General features: G+C 63.8%; 19 protein-coding genes. 12 read left to right on the forward strand and 7 right to left on the reverse strand.

The genetic code is table 11. The annotated features are described in order from the left end of the window. From VNW74_RS01560 to VNW74_RS01580, 5 genes are all read right to left on the reverse strand, one after another. A partial coding sequence (locus VNW74_RS01560) for an acyl-CoA dehydrogenase family protein (protein ID WP_325674849.1) occupies window positions 1-881 on the reverse strand: 881 nt, incomplete at its 3' end. Further along, the gene (locus tag VNW74_RS01565; RefSeq protein WP_325674850.1) at window positions 878-1645 is read right to left on the reverse strand and encodes an SDR family NAD(P)-dependent oxidoreductase; all 768 of its coding nucleotides are present in this window, start codon (window positions 1643-1645) and stop codon (window positions 878-880) included. The genes VNW74_RS01560 and VNW74_RS01565, both read right to left, overlap by 4 nt. A 24-nt stretch (window positions 1646-1669) precedes the next feature. Beyond that, window positions 1670-2863, reverse strand: a complete 1194-nt coding sequence (locus VNW74_RS01570; RefSeq protein WP_325674851.1) for a thiolase family protein — start codon at window positions 2861-2863, stop codon at window positions 1670-1672. Between the two features lie 30 nt (window positions 2864-2893). Continuing rightward, complete coding sequence (locus tag VNW74_RS01575) at window positions 2894-3313, reverse strand: nuclear transport factor 2 family protein (RefSeq protein WP_325674852.1); 420 nt, start codon at window positions 3311-3313, stop codon at window positions 2894-2896. 51 nt (window positions 3314-3364) lie between these two features. Beyond that, window positions 3365-3838, reverse strand: coding sequence for a PaaI family thioesterase (locus VNW74_RS01580; protein WP_325674853.1), 474 nt, complete (start codon window positions 3836-3838; stop codon window positions 3365-3367). Window positions 3839-4033: 195 nt separating this feature from the next. Here VNW74_RS01580 and VNW74_RS01585 point away from each other — a divergent pair, with 195 nt between their 5' ends. From VNW74_RS01585 to VNW74_RS01600, 4 genes are read left to right on the forward strand one after another with little or no spacing between them, the layout of a single operon-like run. Continuing rightward, window positions 4034-4864 (forward strand): mycofactocin-coupled SDR family oxidoreductase, encoded by an 831-nt coding sequence (locus VNW74_RS01585; RefSeq protein WP_325674865.1) that lies wholly within the window; start codon window positions 4034-4036, stop codon window positions 4862-4864. A gap of 33 nt (window positions 4865-4897) precedes the next feature. Then, window positions 4898-6073: a spirocyclase AveC family protein gene (locus tag VNW74_RS01590; protein ID WP_325674854.1), complete on the forward strand. Its 1176-nt coding sequence runs from the start codon at window positions 4898-4900 to the stop codon at window positions 6071-6073. A gap of 52 nt (window positions 6074-6125) precedes the next feature. After that, window positions 6126-7835, forward strand: a complete 1710-nt coding sequence (locus VNW74_RS01595) for a nitric oxide reductase activation protein NorD (protein WP_325674855.1) — start codon at window positions 6126-6128, stop codon at window positions 7833-7835. Window positions 7836-7883: 48 nt separating this feature from the next. After that, a complete protein-coding gene (locus VNW74_RS01600; protein ID WP_325674866.1) occupies window positions 7884-8675 on the forward strand; it encodes a CbbQ/NirQ/NorQ/GpvN family protein in 792 nt (263 codons plus the stop codon). A 10-nt stretch (window positions 8676-8685) separates the two neighbouring features. Here the strand turns inward: VNW74_RS01600 and VNW74_RS01605 are convergent, their stop codons facing one another. Then, complete coding sequence (locus tag VNW74_RS01605) at window positions 8686-9312, reverse strand: helix-turn-helix domain-containing protein (protein ID WP_325674856.1); 627 nt, start codon at window positions 9310-9312, stop codon at window positions 8686-8688. A gap of 164 nt (window positions 9313-9476) precedes the next feature. Between VNW74_RS01605 and VNW74_RS01610 the strand changes: the two genes are divergently transcribed. The 6 genes from VNW74_RS01610 (at window position 9477) to VNW74_RS31830 (ending at window position 14654) form a co-directional block, all read left to right on the forward strand. Continuing rightward, entirely contained in the window at window positions 9477-10556 is a 1080-nt protein-coding gene (locus tag VNW74_RS01610; RefSeq protein WP_325674857.1) for a spirocyclase AveC family protein, read from the forward strand. After that, window positions 10544-11629, forward strand: a complete 1086-nt coding sequence (locus VNW74_RS01615; protein WP_325674858.1) for a spirocyclase AveC family protein — start codon at window positions 10544-10546, stop codon at window positions 11627-11629. Before VNW74_RS01610 ends, VNW74_RS01615 begins: the two co-directional genes overlap by 13 nt. Before the next feature lie 4 nt (window positions 11630-11633). After that, complete coding sequence (locus VNW74_RS01620) at window positions 11634-11819, forward strand: hypothetical protein (protein WP_325674859.1); 186 nt, start codon at window positions 11634-11636, stop codon at window positions 11817-11819. A 371-nt stretch (window positions 11820-12190) separates the two neighbouring features. Then, window positions 12191-13186 (forward strand): spirocyclase AveC family protein, encoded by a 996-nt coding sequence (locus VNW74_RS01625; RefSeq protein ID WP_325674860.1) that lies wholly within the window; start codon window positions 12191-12193, stop codon window positions 13184-13186. Then, window positions 13186-14400: a phosphotransferase gene (locus VNW74_RS01630; protein WP_325674861.1), complete on the forward strand. Its 1215-nt coding sequence runs from the start codon at window positions 13186-13188 to the stop codon at window positions 14398-14400. The genes VNW74_RS01625 and VNW74_RS01630 overlap by 1 nt, the downstream gene beginning before the upstream one ends. Window positions 14401-14471: 71 nt before the next feature. Next, window positions 14472-14654, forward strand: coding sequence for a CbbQ/NirQ/NorQ C-terminal domain-containing protein (locus VNW74_RS31830; protein WP_414686573.1), 183 nt, complete (start codon window positions 14472-14474; stop codon window positions 14652-14654). A gap of 71 nt (window positions 14655-14725) precedes the next feature. Here VNW74_RS31830 and VNW74_RS01635 read toward each other — a convergent pair whose 3' ends face one another. Next, window positions 14726-15373, reverse strand: coding sequence for a helix-turn-helix domain-containing protein (locus VNW74_RS01635; protein ID WP_325674862.1), 648 nt, complete (start codon window positions 15371-15373; stop codon window positions 14726-14728). 125 nt (window positions 15374-15498) lie between these two features. On the opposite strand from VNW74_RS01635, the gene VNW74_RS01640 reads away from it, so the two are divergent. Both VNW74_RS01640 and VNW74_RS01645 read left to right on the forward strand, forming a co-directional pair. Then, window positions 15499-15849, forward strand: a complete 351-nt coding sequence (locus VNW74_RS01640; protein ID WP_325674863.1) for an EthD domain-containing protein — start codon at window positions 15499-15501, stop codon at window positions 15847-15849. Between the two features lie 565 nt (window positions 15850-16414). Next, a complete protein-coding gene (locus VNW74_RS01645; protein ID WP_325674864.1) occupies window positions 16415-17077 on the forward strand; it encodes a TetR/AcrR family transcriptional regulator in 663 nt (220 codons plus the stop codon). Window positions 17078-17787 lie beyond the last annotated feature (710 nt).

Below are 17787 nucleotides of genomic sequence, written 5' to 3' on the forward strand. Positions count from 1 at the left end.
ACCGCCTGGCCACAGACCCTGTTTGCGGTCAGGCGAGCGGCCGCCGCGTCGGCGACATCGAGCGCGCCGATGCTGCGCGCGTGCACGCAGGAATCGACGAATACAGTCACGCTGGCCAGCTCAGCCCAGAGTTCGGCCAAGCGAAACCGGGTGTTTTCGAACTCCGCCAGCGGGCGGCCGAAGATTTTTCTGGCGTGCACGTAATCGACCGCTAACGCTGTCGCAGTGCGCGCGCTCGCCAGCGCCAATACGGCAAACCACAGGTCGAGGTCGCGATGCAGGGCGGTAGCGGAGCCGAGACCGCTGGTCGTGTCGGCGTCGCCAAGTGTCACATCGGCCAGTCCGGCGTCACGTCCGGCGAGGTTGTCATCGACGGGTGTGATGGTGACGCTCGGTTGGCCGAGCGGGACCAGGGCTACGCACTCGCTGTCGTTCTGCACTAGCAGCGCGTCGGCGATGCGCGCGCCGGCGACGCTGGACAACGTGGCGGGCGCCGGAACGGCGATCAATTGACCTGTGCCGAGCCCGGGCAGCCACCGCTGCTTGTACTCCGCGGTGGCGTGTTCGAGCAACAACGGGATCGTGACGCCGGCGTGCAGTGCCCAGAGCAAAGCGAGGCCGGTCGCCCCGGCTGCGATTGTCTCCTCGATCAACACGGCGAGGAAGCCGAGGTCGTCGGTGCCGCTGCCGCCGAACTCTTCGGGTACTGCGGCACTGAGGAATCCAGCATCGCCGGCAGCGGCGATGACGCTGCGCGGCATGCCATTCGCACCGCGCCACTCGTCGAGGTTCGGCGCGACTTCGGTTGCAATGAATCGCTTCGCGCTATCGCGAAACGCATGGTGATCGTCGCGGTAGATACGCCGACGGCTCGAATTCAACGCGGCGCCATCCGGATTGCGCCGTCGAGCCGAATCGTTTCGCCGTTGAGCATGCCGTTGTCGATGATCGACAATGCCAGACGGGCGAACTCGTCGGGCAGGCCGAGCCGGCTCGGGTGCGGCACGGTGGCCTTCAGTGACGCCCGCACCTCCTCGGAAACCCTTGCCAGCAGCGGTGTATCGAAGATGCCGGGCGCGATCGTACACACCCGGATCGCTTTCGATGCCAGATCCCGCGCGGCAACGATGGTCATGCCGACGATGCCGGCCTTGGACGACGCGTAGGGTATCTGACCGATCTGGCCCTCGAACGCAGCCACCGAAGCCGTCAGGATCGCCACGCCGCGATCGCCCTCGAGCGGTTCATTTTTGGCCATCTCGGCGGCGGCCAGGCGCAACACGTTGAACGATCCGATCAAGTTGAGACCAACGATCTCGGTATAGGTCTCCAGCGAGCCGGGCGTGCCGTCGTTGTTGACCACACGGACCGGGCCGCCGCGTCCGGCGCAATGCACCACCGCCCGAAGCGGCCCCGACTCAGCGGCGGCATTCATCACCGCGGCGACGTCCTCAGGGCTGCGGACGTCGGCGGCGATGAACTGCACGGTGTCGCCCAGATCCTTGGCGACCGTTTCGCCGTCGGAGGATGGGAGGTCGGCGATGATCACTTTGGCGGCACCGGATTTCACCAGGCGTTCGACGGTCGCGCGCCCCAGCCCGGAGGCGCCTCCGGTAACAACCGCGGTGATTCCCTCAATCTGCATGCCCTGCGGTTCCTTTCGCGAGTTTCACAACCGTTCGATGATCGTGGCGTTGGCCATCCCGCCGGCCTCACACATGGTCTGCAGCCCGAAGCGACCGCCGGTGGCCTCCAGTGCGTACAACATCGTCGTGAGCAGCCGGGCGCCGGACGCCCCGAGCGGATGACCCAATGCGATGGCGCCGCCGCGCGGGTTGAGTCGGGCCGGATCGGCACCGAAATGCTGGGCCCAGGCCATCGGTACCGGAGCGAATGCCTCGTTGACTTCGTAGTGGTCAATGTCGGCCAGCGAAAGCCGCGATCGCCGAAGCGCCCGTTCGGTCGCCGGGATCGGGCCGGTCAGCATCATGATTGGATCGTCGGCGGCGAGCCCGAATGCATGAAAACGCGCCCACGGGGTCAGGCCCAGCTCCTCGGCTATGTCGTCGCCCATGATCAATACCGCGGCCGCACCGTCGGCAAGCTGCGATGAATTGCCCGCGGTGATGTGCCAGTCGGTGATCTCGGGGAACCGCGCCGCCATTTCGGGGGACTGGAACGAAGATTTGAGCGCCGCCAGTCCCTCGACCGTGGTGGACGGCCGGACGGTCTCGTCGGTAGCCACGACTGCACCATCCGGTGTGGTGATCGGCGCGATCTCGGCGGTGAAGTCGGCTCTGGCGGCGTTCGAGTGTGATCCGGCGGCGAACTCGTCGATGGAGTCGCGGTCGAGTTTCCAACGCGCGGCTACCAGTTCGGCCGAGATGCCCTGTGGAACCAGCCCGGGTGCGTACCGTTCGTTCACCGATGGCCCGAAAGGATCCTGCCCAATGCGTGCGGTGAACATCGGAATACGGCTCATGGATTCGACGCCGGCCGCGACGACGATGTCGCACGCTCCTGCAATGACGGCTTGTGCGGCGAAGTCCGCGGCCTGCTGGCTGGATCCGCAGGCGCGGTGCACCGCCACCGATGGCACGCTCTCGGGCAGCCCCGCCGACAGCCATGCCCAGCGCCCGACCGGGCCGGACTGTTCGCCGACCTGACTCACGCAGCCGGTGATGACGTCGTCGACGCGGACCGGGTCGACGTCGTTGCGCGCCATCAGCTGGCCGATTACCTGACCCAGCAACTCCACTGGATGCACGCCGCTCAACGCCCCGCCGGGACGCCCGTCCTTGGGTGGCTTGCCCTTGGCCATCGGCGATCGAAGGGCGTCGACAATGACTGCACTACGTGACATCTGGCTTCTCCTCGTGGCGTCCTAACGGCGTCAGGCGTGCTGTGGGTGGGTGATGGCCGCCGTATCCCAATAGAACGCCCGGATTTCGTGCACGAGCCCAGCGGCGAACGACCACGCCTCCAGGGCGGAGTTGGGAACGGCGTCGTCGGAGCCGGGGCTTTTCCAGTCGAAGGTGATCCAGGCGACCACGTGATCGCCGTCGCCGATGGTTCGCACCAGCTTGAGGTTGGTGGCTCCGGCCTGATTACCAGCTTTGGCGATCCCGGTGAACAGCCCACGCAGCCGACGGCTTCCTTCCACGCGTCCGCCGTGCGGCAGCGAGGGCGGCCACTCGATAGCGGCGTCCTCGGCAAAGTGGGCGTCGATCGCGGCCGCTATCGCGTCAGGGTCGGCGCCGCTGAGCGCGTTATAGAAGTCGGCGACGATCTGGGCGTTCGAGCGCTGCGGCATCGTTACCTCGCTGTCCGGGAGAGGGGAACATTTTAGGACCTTAGCGTCTCATTAAGAACTCGGCAACGGTGGTCCCGCCGAGCCACCCGCGATCATCGTGCCCTGGCTCGTGGCACAGCGGTTGCCGTTCCGGTCCTGCACCACCACTTCGACGAACTTGGTCCGCTGTCCGCCGCCCAACGCGGTCGCGCGAAAAGTTAACGGTGCCTGAGCGGGTAAGTGAAATTGAATGTGTAACGAGCCGGTAGCGGGCAACAGTCCCTTTGCGCTCATCCGCATGGTGAGCGCGCCCATGATCTGATCGGCAGCGGCAGCGACGATACCGCCGTGCACGGCCCCGTTGGGATTAGGGGTCAGCGTCGAACGTTCCATGCGAAAGGTCGCCGACGCAGGATTCAACTCGACGCATACCAGCCCAATGTCCTGGCAGAAGGGCAGCGCGTTGGCCCATGTCAACCAGTCCACCATCTCTCCCGGTGTCGGGTACCACCACGCCGTGTCAGACGCGATATGGCCTTCGTGCATCCTCAGCTCCAGTTTCCTCGCCGCTTTTCTGTGCCAACGTAAACGATCGTTCTACAACGATAGTCGTCGCAGAGACGGCATGTGACCATTGACACAAATCCACTGATCGGCAATTATGAGACGTTGAACCTTAAAAACGTGGCCCGTCGGCAGAACGTCCGTTCGGGAATGACCAAAGACAAGGACAGCAACGGTATGGGACTGGTCGACAACAAGGTCGCCTTCATCTCTGGGGTGGCGCGGGGGCAGGGCCGTTCGCACGCGGTCCGGCTCGCCGAGGAAGGTGCCGACATCATCGGTTTCGACATCTGCGCCAACGATGATGCGGTGGAGTACCCGCTTGCCACCCAAGACGATCTCGACGAGACGGCCAAACTGATCGAGAAGTTCGGCCGTAGGGCATTGCTGAGCGTGGTCGACGTCCGGGATCATGAGGCGGTCAAACGTGTCGTCGACGACGGCGTGGCTGAACTGGGGCGATTGGACATAGTCTTGGCGAACGCCGGGGTCATGGCTATCACCGGCGAGCAGCGGCTGCAGCGCGAGGCCTTCCTGGCCGGTATCGACATCATGCTTACCGGTGTGTTCAACACGGTGATGCCGGCAATCCCGCACCTTCGGGCCGGCGGGCGCGGAGGGTCGATCGTGATCACCAGCTCGACCGCGGGTTTGGTCGGCGGACTTGGCGACGGCTCGCCGGGCGTGCTGGGTTACACCGCCTCCAAACACGCCGTGGTCGGCCTGATGCGTGCGTGGGCCAATGTGCTGGCGCCAGAGAACATTCGCGTTAACACCGTCCACCCGACCGGGGTCAACTCGCCGATGATCGCCAACGAAGCCTTCGGCCGGTACGTTCAGGAGTTCCCGACAATCGCGCAGAATCTGCAAAATCCGCTGCCGGTGCCGAACGGATTGCTCGAGCCGCAAGATGTGACGGACTCGATCATGCACCTAATCTCTGACGCGGGCCGCTATATCACCGGCACGACATACGTCATGGATGCCGGATTCACCAACAACCGCTGATCTTTTGGAGCCGCGCAGCGAAAGGAGTCAAAGATGACCCAGACGGCAATACGGCCGGAGAACCCGAGGCGCGCTCACCCGTCTTTGGCTGTCGACGCGGCGTCCCGCACATCGGCGCCGGTGCAATGGTGGGCGGCCGTCGGCGCGGCCTACCTGGTGATCATGGTGGCGGTGCTGACCCACTGGGTCCTGAGCCCGTTGTTCAAGACCGTGCCGGTGGGGCCGACCCCGGTTCCGAGCTTTATGAAGGTCGCAGTCGTGTTCTTCGAGGTCATCGCGATTCCGGCGATACTGGCCTGCTTTTACTTCATGGTCGTCAGGCCGTGGCGACGCGACGGCAAACTCAGCGTGGACGGGGCGCTGACGATCGCGTTTGCGACGCTGTGGTTCCAGGATCCATTGTCCGCTTACAGCGGCACCTGGTTCACTTACAACGCCTGGGCGCTCAACTTCGGCTCCTGGGTCAATAGTGTTCCCTTTGCGACCGGCAAGGCCGCACCCGGAGCGATGCTGGTCGAGCCGATTCTGATCGTCCCCGGGGCATATGTGTATTGCTTCGTGGTGGCGATGTTCGCCGGATCTTGGGTAATGCGCACCGCACGCAACCGCTGGCCGCAGCTGAGCGCGGTCAAGCTCGGTGCAATCTGTGTCATCGCGATGTTCGCCTTCGACATCGTGTTGGAAGGCGTCATGTTCATGCCGTTGGGGATCTGGGAGTACCCGGGCGGCCACTTCAATATCTTCCCGAACACCTACCACAAGTTCCCGTTGACCGAGATGATCACGGCCGGTTCGGCATTCGCGGCGGTTGCCATCCTGCGATTCTTCAAAAACGACCGCGGCGAAACGCTCGCCGATCGCGGTGTCGAGTCGCTGAAGGTCTCGGATCGTCGCAAGAGTGCCTTGCGAGCGTTGGCGATGATCGGTTTCGTCAATATGTTGTTCTTCGTCCTTTACAACGTGCTCAACACCTGGACCGCGACGCGCATGGCCGATTGGCCGGCGGACCTGCAGCAGCGCTCATATTTGACCAATGGTCTGTGCGGTGAGGGGACCGATCAGATGTGCCCGGGGCCGGCTAATCCCCAGTTCCGCAACGACAACCGCGACCCCAACGGGGGATCGGCGCACCTCGACCCCAACGGCAACCTCGTCGTGCCTCCTCACACCACGCTGCCGACCATGGTGCCCTTCTACCGCGGAAAGTAGTGCGAGGCGCGACATTTCATCAATCACCAGATTCGCTGTCCTGGCATCCGCGGTGGCCTCACGGCCGCTAACCGTCGAACAAACGCACACCGAAGCCACTCATACCGACGGGCGTACGGTGTTCGTCGCCGCGAGCCTGGATTCGGTGGACGTGTGTGACGCGGTCGTGGTGCAGGCCGCACTGCTGGCCGGTGGTGCGCTGCGCAAGGACCTGATGATGCGGCTGGCGCGGCATCGTCCCGCTGTGGCGCAGCGCTACCTCGCTCTGGAACTGGGCCGTGTTGCCGAGCAACTGGATCATGCGTTGCCAGGCCGAACGATGCGCCGGATCAAATCGACTGTATTGCAGCCGGTCTCGGCATGCAGCGAAGAGTCGTTCGATCGTGCGCTGGGCCGTGAGCGTATCCCGTCGCTCCCGGTATGGGCCGGCGTGTTGAGGCCTTCCCGACTGCGGCGGGTCAGCAACGAGGACCTTCGGGCGTCGCCAACCGATCGCGACCTGATGCGCCTCGGCCAGCTCGAAGAAGAAGACCCTCGACAAGACGATGACGCGGCGGACGAGACTGACGAAAGCAAGATCGTCAATCTGTTGACCGCCCCGGGAGTACCCAATCCGCTCGGGGACGCAATCCAGAAGCTGCTCGGGATGGGCCGCAGTGGTCGGGACAAGAACGAAGGGTCCGTCGAAATCCCGGTGGCCAAACAACGTTTCGGGCCCGTCGGACCAAACGCCAGGAAGGGTTCACTGGGTCGGCTACTGTCCGCGGTGCTTGAACCGGCTCCAGTCGTCGGCACGCGTTATCCGGAGTGGGACTGCCACAAGGGCACCTACCGCTCCGACTGGTGCGCGGTCGCCGAATACGATCCGGCGGACATCGAATCCGCACCCGACAGGGACGCGGCACGGCCTTTCCTGCAGCGCCCTCTCGCTCGAGTTGGAATCGAGCCCCAACGTCATCGACGCCAGGCAGAGGGCGATTCGTTGGATCTGTCGGCACTGCTGGACTACGAAACCGACCGCCGGCACGGCGACAACCCGGATCCCTACATCTACGAGAGCGGTCGGCTGACCAAGCGCGACCTCTCGGTTCTCGTCCTGCTGGACTGTTCGGGCTCGACCGCGGAAGACTCCGGCGGCCGAGTGGTGTTCGAGGAGGAACGGCGGCTGGCCGGCGACCTCACGGTGGCGCTGGAAAGGCTGGGCGATCGGGTTGGGACATATGGGTTCTACTCACGCGGCAAAGACGCGGTGCGGTTCCTGAGGGTCAAGAATTTCAACGCGAGGTTCGACACAGCCGCCAAGCGGCGCCTGCAATCGGTTCAACCGTCCGGGTTCACCCGGATCGGCGCCGCGATCCGACACGCCACGCACGTCCTGGAATCGCAGGCGCTGGCAAAGAATATGGTGCTGCTAGTCATTGGCGACGGGCTGCCTTACGACGACGGCTACGAGGATCGTTATGCACGCGCCGACGCGCGGCAGGCGATTCAGGAAGCCGTGCTGCGAGGGATCGGCGTTGCCGGAATCGGCATCCGGTCATCGACCGAACCAGACGTTCTCGAGGACGTGTGGTCGGACGCATCGTTTAGGGTGATCGGACAATGCGACGATATCCAGCGACATCTGCGCGGCCTGTTGCTCAACGCGCTGAGCGTGACGCGCAGCAACGGGCGGCGGCGCGAACTGCTGTCCGAAGAACACCACGGATACCTACGGTCGCTGCACGCGGCCAGGCGCAACGCCATGAACACATATGCGTGAACCTGTGAGGTGGGGATGAGTGAATTGGCAATGGATCAGCGGGGTTTGATGCGTGACATTGATCAGAGGAAGCGTCCCTACCTCCCCGTCGGTGATGAAGTCGACGTGTTTGACGCGGCCTGGCGGTCGGGTCTTCCGGTGATGTTGAAGGGGCCGACCGGTTGCGGTAAGACTCGGCTCGTCGAGCACATGGCGGACCGGTTCGGGGTGCCGCTGTTCACCGTATGCTGCCACGAGGACATGACGTCGTCGGATCTGTTGGGCCGCTTCGTCTTGCGTGATTCGGATACCGAGTGGGTGGACGGTCCCCTGACACAGGCGGTGCGTCAAGGCGGCATCTGCTATCTCGATGAGGTTGTGGAGGCCCGCCAAGACGCGATCGTCGCGGTGCACTCGCTCTCTGATCACCGGCGCGAATTGAACATCGAGCGACTGGGCGGGCTCAAGCTGCAAGCGGCAGAAGGCTTTCAGCTCGTCGTGTCCTACAATCCCGGCTATCAGAGCGTCCTCAAGGACCTCAAGATGTCGACGCGCCAGCGCCTCGTCGGCATCGATCTGGACTTCCCACCACCGGACTTGGAGAAGAAGATCGTGCGCCAAGAGAGCGGGCTTGACTCCGAGATTCTCGACGACATAATCCGGCTCGGCCAGGCGATCCGGCGCCTGGATGATCTCGCATTGCGGGAGACGGCATCCACTCGTGCGCTCGTCGCGACGGCCAGCCTGGTGCGGGCCGGTCTGCGCCCACGCGCGGCGGCGGTGTCGGCGATCGCCAGTCCACTGACCGACGACGCCGAAACACGTGAGCGGCTGACGGTGCTGATCGAGTCGTATCTCTGAGCTTTAGAACTCAGGACGCGATGCTTGCCGAACGGACATACCGCGCGGCGCGCCGCGGCGGCACGCCCGCCATTCGCAGCAGCACTTCCGCGCAGGTCAGATCGGCCCCGTCGCCGAGCCGCCCGTCGAGGATGCCGTGGATCACCTCGAAGGCCGCCGCCATGGACATCGTCAGCGTGGTCTCAAGATCATCGATGGCGAAAACGCCCTCGGCCACGCCGCGCTCCAGCAATGCTCCCGCCTGGGGGCGGATGATGCGCTCGAAGCGTGCTTCGGCCTGGCTCAGATTTACCAGCAACCGTGCCAGATCGGGGTCTTCGTACGCAATTCGAACGATCGCCAGCGTCGACGCGGCGTGCGCCTCCGCGGGGTCGGCGAATGCGGGGGAGTCGGCGATCGAGTTCGCCAAGCCGACGAGGGTCTCCGCGACGACGGCCTCGATGATGTCGTCTTTGGTCTTGAACTGGTTGTAGAAGGTGCCGAACGCCACGTCGGCGCGTTGGGTCACCTCGCTGACGCGCAGGCCCTCCAGCCCGCGTTCGGCGATGATCTCGCGCGCTGCCTTGATCAAGTCTGCCCTGGTCTTGGCCTGCCTGCGCGCGGTGCGGGACATGCCGTTCGCCGTTTCGGTCGTCACCAGTCCAGCCTAAATATGATCAGTGAATCATTCTTGATTAGGCGATCATACCTCCGGTACCGTGGAGTGGTGACCTTTGAGGGATGGACCGCGATCGTGGGCGCGGGTCAGGCCGCCGGCGATCGGATCGTTGACCAGCTGTCCGAGACCAGAAGCGTGCGACTATGAGCGCCACCCTTCCGGTCAGCCAGGCCGCGCAGCGGCAGCCCCGCGCCGGCGCCGATGAGGAGGTGCCGCGCTCCTGGCGCCCCGTAATGGCATGGGCGGCCGCCGGTGCGGTGCTGCTTGTCTTCGAGATCGTGGTGCTGGCGCGATGGGTGTTCGGGCCCAACTTCAAATCCACCCCACCCGGTCCCGATCAGATCTCATCGGGCCAGCAGATGCTCTTCACCGTGCTTCAAGTTGCGGTGCCACTCGCCGCGGTGGTGGCCTTGTACTGTTGGGTCGTCCGGCCCTGGCGGCGCGAAGGACACCTGACCACCGACGGCATGCTCACGTTGAGCGCCGGCATGGTCTTCTTCTGGGACATGTCGATGAACTACACGTCGGTGTCCCTTTTGTACAACTCGCATCTCGCCAACCGCGGGGCGTGGGCGAACGGATCGTGGCCGGGCTGGATCAGCCCGAACGCGAACTATTTGCCGGAATCGCTGTTCATCACCGTCCCCGGGTACGTCGCACTGGTGTTCTCGCAAGTCGTTCTCGTGTTGTGGATCCTGCGCAAGGTCAAGGCGCGTCGACCAAAGCTCGGCGCGACCGCATCCGTGGTGTTCATTTTCGTCGGCCTGGTCATCGTGGACACCGTCATCGAGACCGTCCTGCTGCGCAGCGCAATATATGCCTATCCCGGCGCGATTCGGGCCATCACCTTGTTCGCCGGCCACACCTATCAGGTGCCCTTGTCGGAGACCGTGCTGTTCGGCGGCGTCGCGCTCGGCGCCATCGCCTGCCTGAGCCACTTCCGCGACGACAGGGGGCACACCGTCGTGGAGCGCGGCCTCGACAAGATCCGCGTCGGCGCGAAATCCAAGCAGCTGGTCAAGTTTCTCGCCATCTTCGGCGCCGTGCACCTTGCCTTTTTGATGCTGTACATGGTTCCGCAGCAATGGTTTGCGGTGCATTCGGGTCCGTTCCCATCCGGATACAAGTCCTACATGATCAATGACATGTGCGCCTCGGGCAGCGACGGGAGAACCTGCCCGGGACCCGGCGTACCTATGCCCAGGCCGCCGTGGCAACCCTAGACCGCGATCCGCCGGTCGATCACCAAGTCGCCCAACGCGACACAGCGACCCTGTGGGTGATCCACGGCGGCCTCTGGTTTGGGCTGATCTGCTATTGCTGGACGGCCTGGGTGGTCAGCGGCGACTTCAAGACGAACACGCTCGGACGCGGTCAGGAGCCCGGCTGGTATGTGGCGTTGATGCGCGGCTGGGAGGTCTTCGCGCTCGTCGTCACCGCTGTCATCCTATGGGTCTTCGTGATTCGGCCGAAGCTTCGCGATGGCCGATTGTCGTTTGACGGATTGTTCGTGCTGGGATGCGGTTTGATGTTCTTCCAAGAGCCGTGGATCAACTGGACGAGCTACCAGTTCCTCTACAGCACCACCTCGATCAACTTCGGCAGCTGGCTGGGCCACATTCCGGGGTGGAGTTCGCCGAACGCCGCGTTGATACCGGTCTCCATGTGGGCGGGTACCGCCTATTTCTGGCTGGTCGCGATCCCGGCGATGGCGGGCTCGCGATTTATGGGCTGGTTGACCCGGCGGACCCCGGGGATCAGCAAGCTGCGATTGATTGCGTTGACATACTTGGCGTTTTGCGCCTTCGATCTCGTGCTGGAAGCCTTCATCACGAGAACCAATCTGTTCAGCTACGGAAGCGTCATCCCGCAGCTGAGCCTTTTCGCCGGAACGGATCACCAATTCCCGCTGTACGAGATGATCAGTTGGGCCGGCACATACGTGTTCTTGTCCAGCGTTCACTTCTTCCGTGACGATCGCGGCCGTTCGCTGCCTGAACGCGGAATCGACGCTTTCCGGGTCGGTGGTGACCGGCTGAGGACCTTTCTTCGTTTCCTTGCGATCGTCGGCATATGTCAGTTGTCGATTCTGGTGACCTACAACATCCCCTACCAGCTGTATGCGCTGCACTCGGAAATGTCGGGCGCGTACCTGAACCAACCCTGGCGGCTCGCTGGCGTGTGCGGCCCGAACACCAATTTCGATTGCCCGGGGCCGGGTGTCCCCATTCCCCGTCGAGACAGCAAGACCAACCGAGTCGATCAGAGCCCTGCCAGCTCTGGGCAGAGGAGATAAAGGCATGCTCACGCCGCAACCCCCGCTCGACATGGCAGTCGACAACGTGGGCTTGGTGCTAACGCAGGTGGGCAGGCCGGCTACCTTCGCCGTGGCTTGCGTGGTCGTCAAGCTGGTGGCCGACGCGGTAGGCATTCCGAACGCCCGCGGTGAACCATTGCCGCGCGCGACCCAACAAGTGCGAGCATGAGCGTCGGCGCTCCGGCCGGTGGCCCGCCCCGGGCCACGATCGTGCAGTGACCACCAGAGCTGCAACGCGAATCTCGTTGGGGTACTTGTTGATTCGCTTGCAGGCGGTGTGCGCGGTCGTCGGCCGGATGCATCCGGCCGATGCGTCTCGTCCCATTGCGAGTGCCGCCCGCAACCGCCTTAGGGCCGATTGGCATGCTCTGACGCTCGTCGGTTGTGGAGCCGAGATGTCGCCAGATGTACGGACGACTGGCGTGAATGAGACTTCATCTTTGAATATCGGTTCATCGTCGGCTAGGTTGTACGCGGCTGGGTGTGAGCTGGTTCACTACCAAGGCCCCAACGGCAGCCTTTGAGTTAGGGGAGGGGTGGATGTACCACACTTCAACAGCGGTAACAGCGCCGGAACCCGGGCAGGCGCACCGCGAAACGGCGCAGGACCGCAAAGGCGCAGTATCGCTGTGGGCCGTCGCCGGTGCGCTCTGGATCGTGTTCATCGGCCAGGCGTGGCTACGTTGGATGGCGTCGGACACCCTGTTCCAGCCGGCGCCGATCAACGGACCCGACACGTTTGACGGCGCCGCGCTGCTGGTATTGCGGGTGATCGAGGTGGTCAGCCTGCTGGTCGCGGCAGGGGCCATCTGGGTGTTCTTGATCAAACCGCTCATCGCGGCGCGGCGGCTGACACTCGACGGCATGATCGTGATCGGCTCGTTGCTCGCTGTGGGTATCGATCCGCTGATCAACTACTTCCACTACACCTTCGCGTGGAACGCCCACGCCTTCAACATGGGCTCGTGGCTCGCGTTCTTCCCGTTACGCCAGGGGCCGACACGCTACGCCGAGGGTTTGGCCTGGTTCATCCCCCAGTACCTCTACCTCGGGATCGGGCTGGCCGCAATCGAATGCCGCATCATCCTGGCGCTGCGCAGGCGGGTCCGGGGCATCGCGAACATCCGGTCGTTCAGCATCGCGTTCGTTGCGGTGCTCGGGATCGACATCCTCATCGAGCAACTGTTCATCCGGACCCGGGTGTACGCATTCCCGCGGACCTGGGAGGCTTTCACGTTGTTCGCCGGAACCGAGTTCCAGTTCCCAGTCTACGAAAGCCTTTTCGTCGCCATCTATGCCGCGGGATTCACCTACTTGCGTATGTCCGCACATGACGATCCCGACGGCATCTCGTTCGTGGAACGGGGAATCGACCGATGGTCACCGAGGTGGCGCACCCCCATTGTCCTGCTGGCGGTCATTGGCTTCTGTGCGGTGTGGGCCGCGGTCGCCTACTTCCTGCCGTGGAGTTGGCTGTCGGTCAACCCGGACTCGTTCATCGTCCCGCCCTCCTACATGCTTCCGGGGCCGGCCTGATGCCCGATTTTAAAGCTCAACTGCACACGGTCCGCTTGGTGGGGCAGGTCGGCTATCACGTCGCGGCCGAGCGGCTGCGCAGGCGTCCGATCACGGCATTGCAGGACGTGCCGCCAAGTCCTGAGAAACTCACCAACGAGTGGTTGACACTCGCACTGTGCCAACGGGTTCGGGGAGCCGCGGTAACAGGCTTTGAGCTCGGACCGCGAAACGACGGCACGTCGGCGAGGCGCACGCTGCGGGTGTCGTACAACGCCGCGGGCCGCGACGGGGGGCTGCCGGAGGCGGTGTTCACGAAGTCGGCCCCAAGCTTCTTGAACCGGATGGTGGGTGCGGGCGCGCGGCTGGCCCAGATCGAGGCCAGCTTCTACCGTGTCGTGCGGCCCGAGCTCGATATCGAAGCGCCCGCGACGTTGTGCTCGGCGTTCGATCCGGTCAGCCACCGGCTGATGTTGATCACGGACGACGTGACGGTCACCCGCGGCGCGACGTTCGGCACGGCGCTCGACCGCAGACTAAACCGCGCACAGGCGCAGCAGGTCGTGGCCACGCTCGCGGCTCTGCATGCCCGCTATTGGAATGCGCCGCTGGAGAACATGTTCGGCGACTGGTTGCGTGACACGCAGCAGTACCTGCAAATGCTTGACGGCGCTCTGGACGCGTCGGCCCGCATCCTGTCGGGCTTCGAGCGTGCCCGTCATGTCATCCCCCCACAGGTGTACGCGCGCAGGCGTGAGGTATACACGGCGCTTGTGGAGTCTCAGCGGCACAGCGCATTCGGCGGGCTGACGACGTTTCTTCACGGTGATGTCCATCCGGGTAACTGGTACCTCACCCGCGATGGTTCGCTCGGACTTTATGACTGGCAGATGTGCGTCATCGGTGGCCCTGCCCGTGACCTGGCGTATGCCCTCACCAGCCACCTGGCGATTGAGGATCGCCGAGCATGGGAGCGTGAGCTGCTCGAGTGCTACCGTGACGAACTCGCAGTGCGCGGCGTCGGAACGCCTCCGGGCGCGGCGGACCTCTTCCTCGCCTATCGTCGCCAGGTCGTCTACGGCATGTTCGCCTGGCTTGCGACGATCGGGCGAAGCCCGCTACAACCCAAGTATCAGCCCGACGAGATCTCACTGGCCAACCTGGAGCGCATCAGCCAGGCCTGTGCCGACCTCGATACGCTCGACGCGCTTCAGGGTCGCCGAGTAGCCAGTTAGGACCCACTCCGGCCGGCGGTGTGGCGCGTCGACAGAAGAGAGCCAACACATCTCGCGGTGTCCGTTAACGGATGCGCACAGCGGCCTCACACGCTGTACGGCCGCGGAACCGGTCCTCGCGCTGTTCCACCAGACGATGTCCTGAAGCGATCCGCCGTCTTGACGACGTAGGATTGCGCGAGGCCGCCTCCACTCGCACGTTGGTAAGCGACCGCAAGTCTTGTGCAGGCAGCATTGTCGCCGCGTGTCAATAGCGGTCGAATTGTGACCCCTTGTGTCCGGCCGAATCTTGACCCGTCGATCGCTGCGTTGGTTATGACTCCGGCTACCGGCGTCTAGCTTTTGTGTGCGGATCGATTCGGCCTCTGCCTGGTTGGGTGATGCCGGCGAGGACTATCGCCAGCAATCGGTCTGCTGCGGGGTCGTCGGTGGTTTCGGCGGCCATGGCGATGGCGTTGACGAGGGTGATGACGTCGGGGAGGTTGACGTCAATGCGTACGGGGCCGTCGTCTTTCGCCCGCTGCAGTAATGACGTGCCGATCGCTTCAACCGCCGCCTGGCACGCCGCGACTAGTTCGGAGTCGTCGCGACGACCGGTGGCGAACGCCGCCGCCAGGCCGTGCTTGGCGCTGACGTGCTCGATATAGGCGCGCAGCCAGCGGGCGAGTGCCCGGCCTGGATCAGGGTCGGCTTCGAGTCCTTCGCCGAGAATGCAGAGCGCTTCCACTTCGCCCACGCAGACGGCGACCAACAGGTCGCGGCGGTCGGGAAAGTGGCGGTAGAGGGTGGCGTTGCCCACCCCGGCGCGACGGGCGATCTCGTCTAAGGCGACGTCTGGGCCGTGCGTGGTAAACAGCTCGTCGGCGGCCGCTAGGAGCGCGTCGTAGTTGCGGCGGGCGTCAGCACGCATCGGCGGATGAACGAGCTGGTCTAGCCCGAAGCGAGCGGCGCTTGTCGGCGGCGGCTGCGGCATCGCGAACGGTCCTCACTGACGGCTTGCTAATCGGGGAATCCCCCAGTTATAGTAGCTCTGCGTAAGTGGGGAGTTCCCCAGATTAATTTGCAGAGCCCTCGCCACCCTTTTGCGGAGGAAGCGTTGTGTTGAAAATTCTGAGCTATCTCGTCAAACGCGACGGTATGGCCATCGAGGAGTTCGTCGAGTATTACGAGAATCACCACGTGCCACTGATCTTGAGCCTGGCGCCCCCACCTGAGGTCTACAAACGGCACTACCTGCAGCGCGGTGACGCGCTGAACATCGGAGAGACTGGTATCGACTTCGATGTGGTGACCGAGCAGGTGTTCGCTGACCGGGCGGCGTTTGAATCCTGGATCGACGCGGTGACCGCGGGAGATGCTGGTGAGCGAGTCGCCGCCGACGAGGCTCGGTTTCTTGACCGCTCGCGCACACGGTCCTGTGTAGTCAGCGACTATGTCACCACGGGATAGATCCACCTCGGTTGGTCATGGAAAACGCGTTGCCCATGGCCGCCCAGTCGTTATCGAGTCCTACCTGTGGTGATCGATCCGACCCACGCGGGTCCGCGACAGTTAGAGTCGATGCAGTTCACGTTTCATGAGACCGACCTCTAAATAGCTCCCGAAATAGCCTTCGGGATGAGCTGGAGCGAACCTACGAGTTGGGTGTACGCGCCCCGTTAAAGTCAGCAACCCGCGGCGCAACGCAGCGACAGCCTGGGCGACGTCGTTCAATGGATCTGTGCGCGGCAACGAAGCCTGGTTCAACATCACGTTCCTCCGATCAACCTGAGTTACCTACAAGAACGTAAAGTATCGCTACGATATTCCTAGTATCGAAACGGTCAAAGATGCACCCCGTTCCTCCGACGTCGCAGTGGCCAGCGGCCGCGCCAGACAAGAGGCGCGAGCATTGCCCAGCCAGGGTTTGGCTTGGACAGCGTTTGCCCGAGCCAGCACTATCAGCGAAGCCCGGATGGAGGTTTGACAGTTGCGATACGATATCGTCAGTACTACGGTCGTGAGGTGGTCTGCGATGACTGAGGTGGACGCGCAATTGCCGGCCGATATCGATGAGGAAGTCGATCCGCGCTGGGTGCGCTCACGGACCCGCCTTCTGGACGCGGCGGCCGATCTGCTGCGTGAAGGGGGTATCGAAGCCGTCACGATCGATGCGGTCACGAAACAGTCCCGGGTTGCCCGCACCACTCTTTATCGCCACTTCGGCTGCTCGTCTGATCTGCTAGCCGCCACCCTCGAACGGCTCCTCCCGCCGATCACACAGCCGCCGTCAACGGGGTCGTTGCGTGACCGGCTTGTCGAACTGGTGTACCGCCAAGCAACGCTGTACAAAGAGGCGCCGCTGTACCTGACGACTCTGGCCTGGCTGGCGCTGCGGTCTAATACCGACGATGCCGCCGACGAGCAGGGCTGCCCAACACCCAGCAGCGCACTGCAGGCACGCGTCGTCGACCACGCCATCCAACCGCTGGAGGCCATCCTGCAAAGTCCCGAAGCCCACGACCAACTCGACGAGTTAGACCTCGAGCTTGCCGTGTGCCAACTCTCGGGGCCGCTGCAGTTCGCATGGATGAGCGGATTGCGTGTCATCGACCACCACGACTGTGCCCGCATCGTCGATAACTTCCTCGCCGGCAACCGACGCGCCGACGCCACTGCATCATCCCAGGACGCCTAGCTGCTCACCCAGCGCGTCGGCGACTACTTCGTCGGTGGGCCGCCCGAACCCCCGGGGGCCGAGGCGCGCGGTGTCCTGCGCGCACTCACAATTTATATAGTTCGCGCTTCATGAGGCCGATCTCGAAATAGCTTTCCGAAGCGGCTCGACCGGACCTCCGAGTGGGGCGAAGCACTCCTACAGCGAGGGATCCGCGGTGCAAAGCCGAGACAACGGGGGTGACGTCGATCGACCAAGGAACAGGCTTGGTGTGTGGTAACGCGGTCTGGCTGAACATAATGGCCCCTTCGACGCTCCATAGAGTTTGACACCGAGCGTATCGCTACGATACTTATGGTATCGCATCTGTCAAGGCGGGTCGCCGATTCTCGGGATCGTTGTGGCCGCCGCCCGGGTCAGGCAGGCGGCGCCAGCCTTCGGTCCGGTCGACAAATAGGGCTCAGAGCACGGTCAGGCGGTCGCGGGTGCGTGCGCAAGGAGTCAGCGTCGACGATTTCGGATCGATCCGCTGACCCTGCATGAGGACGCTTGCCGCTGGTCAGCTCACGATGTGGTCGTGAAGGCGTGCTCGTGAAAAAAGCTGCGCCGCGCTGCGGCTAGGTGTCCTGGGATGATGCAGTGGCGTCGGCGCGTCGGTTGCCGGCGAGGAAGTTATCGACGATGCGGGCACAGTCGTGGTGGTCGATGACACGCAAACCGGTCATCCATGC

Source organism: Mycobacterium sp. (genome assembly GCF_035570115.1).
Lineage (GTDB): Bacteria > Actinomycetota > Actinomycetes > Mycobacteriales > Mycobacteriaceae > Mycobacterium.

Excerpts from the sequence above, each read along its gene's own strand:
- VNW74_RS01565 (WP_325674850.1), bottom strand. The coding sequence starts at position 1,645 with ATGCAGATTGAGGGAATCACCGCGGTTGTTACCGGAGGCGCCTCCGGG.
- VNW74_RS01570 (WP_325674851.1), bottom strand. The coding sequence starts at position 2,863 with ATGTCACGTAGTGCAGTCATTGTCGACGCCCTTCGATCGCCGATGGCC.
- VNW74_RS01575 (WP_325674852.1), bottom strand. The coding sequence starts at position 3,313 with ATGCCGCAGCGCTCGAACGCCCAGATCGTCGCCGACTTCTATAACGCG.
- VNW74_RS01580 (WP_325674853.1), bottom strand. The coding sequence starts at position 3,838 with ATGCACGAAGGCCATATCGCGTCTGACACGGCGTGGTGGTACCCGACA.
- VNW74_RS01585 (WP_325674865.1), top strand. The coding sequence starts at position 4,034 with ATGGGACTGGTCGACAACAAGGTCGCCTTCATCTCTGGGGTGGCGCGG.
- VNW74_RS01590 (WP_325674854.1), top strand. The coding sequence starts at position 4,898 with ATGACCCAGACGGCAATACGGCCGGAGAACCCGAGGCGCGCTCACCCG.
- VNW74_RS01600 (WP_325674866.1), top strand. The coding sequence starts at position 7,884 with ATGCGTGACATTGATCAGAGGAAGCGTCCCTACCTCCCCGTCGGTGAT.
- VNW74_RS01610 (WP_325674857.1), top strand. The coding sequence starts at position 9,477 with ATGAGCGCCACCCTTCCGGTCAGCCAGGCCGCGCAGCGGCAGCCCCGC.
- VNW74_RS01620 (WP_325674859.1), top strand. The coding sequence starts at position 11,634 with ATGCTCACGCCGCAACCCCCGCTCGACATGGCAGTCGACAACGTGGGC.
- VNW74_RS01625 (WP_325674860.1), top strand. The coding sequence starts at position 12,191 with ATGTACCACACTTCAACAGCGGTAACAGCGCCGGAACCCGGGCAGGCG.
- VNW74_RS01630 (WP_325674861.1), top strand. The coding sequence starts at position 13,186 with ATGCCCGATTTTAAAGCTCAACTGCACACGGTCCGCTTGGTGGGGCAG.
- VNW74_RS31830 (WP_414686573.1), top strand. The coding sequence starts at position 14,472 with ATGCGCACAGCGGCCTCACACGCTGTACGGCCGCGGAACCGGTCCTCG.
- VNW74_RS01635 (WP_325674862.1), bottom strand. The coding sequence starts at position 15,373 with ATGCCGCAGCCGCCGCCGACAAGCGCCGCTCGCTTCGGGCTAGACCAG.
- VNW74_RS01645 (WP_325674864.1), top strand. The coding sequence starts at position 16,415 with ATGACTGAGGTGGACGCGCAATTGCCGGCCGATATCGATGAGGAAGTC.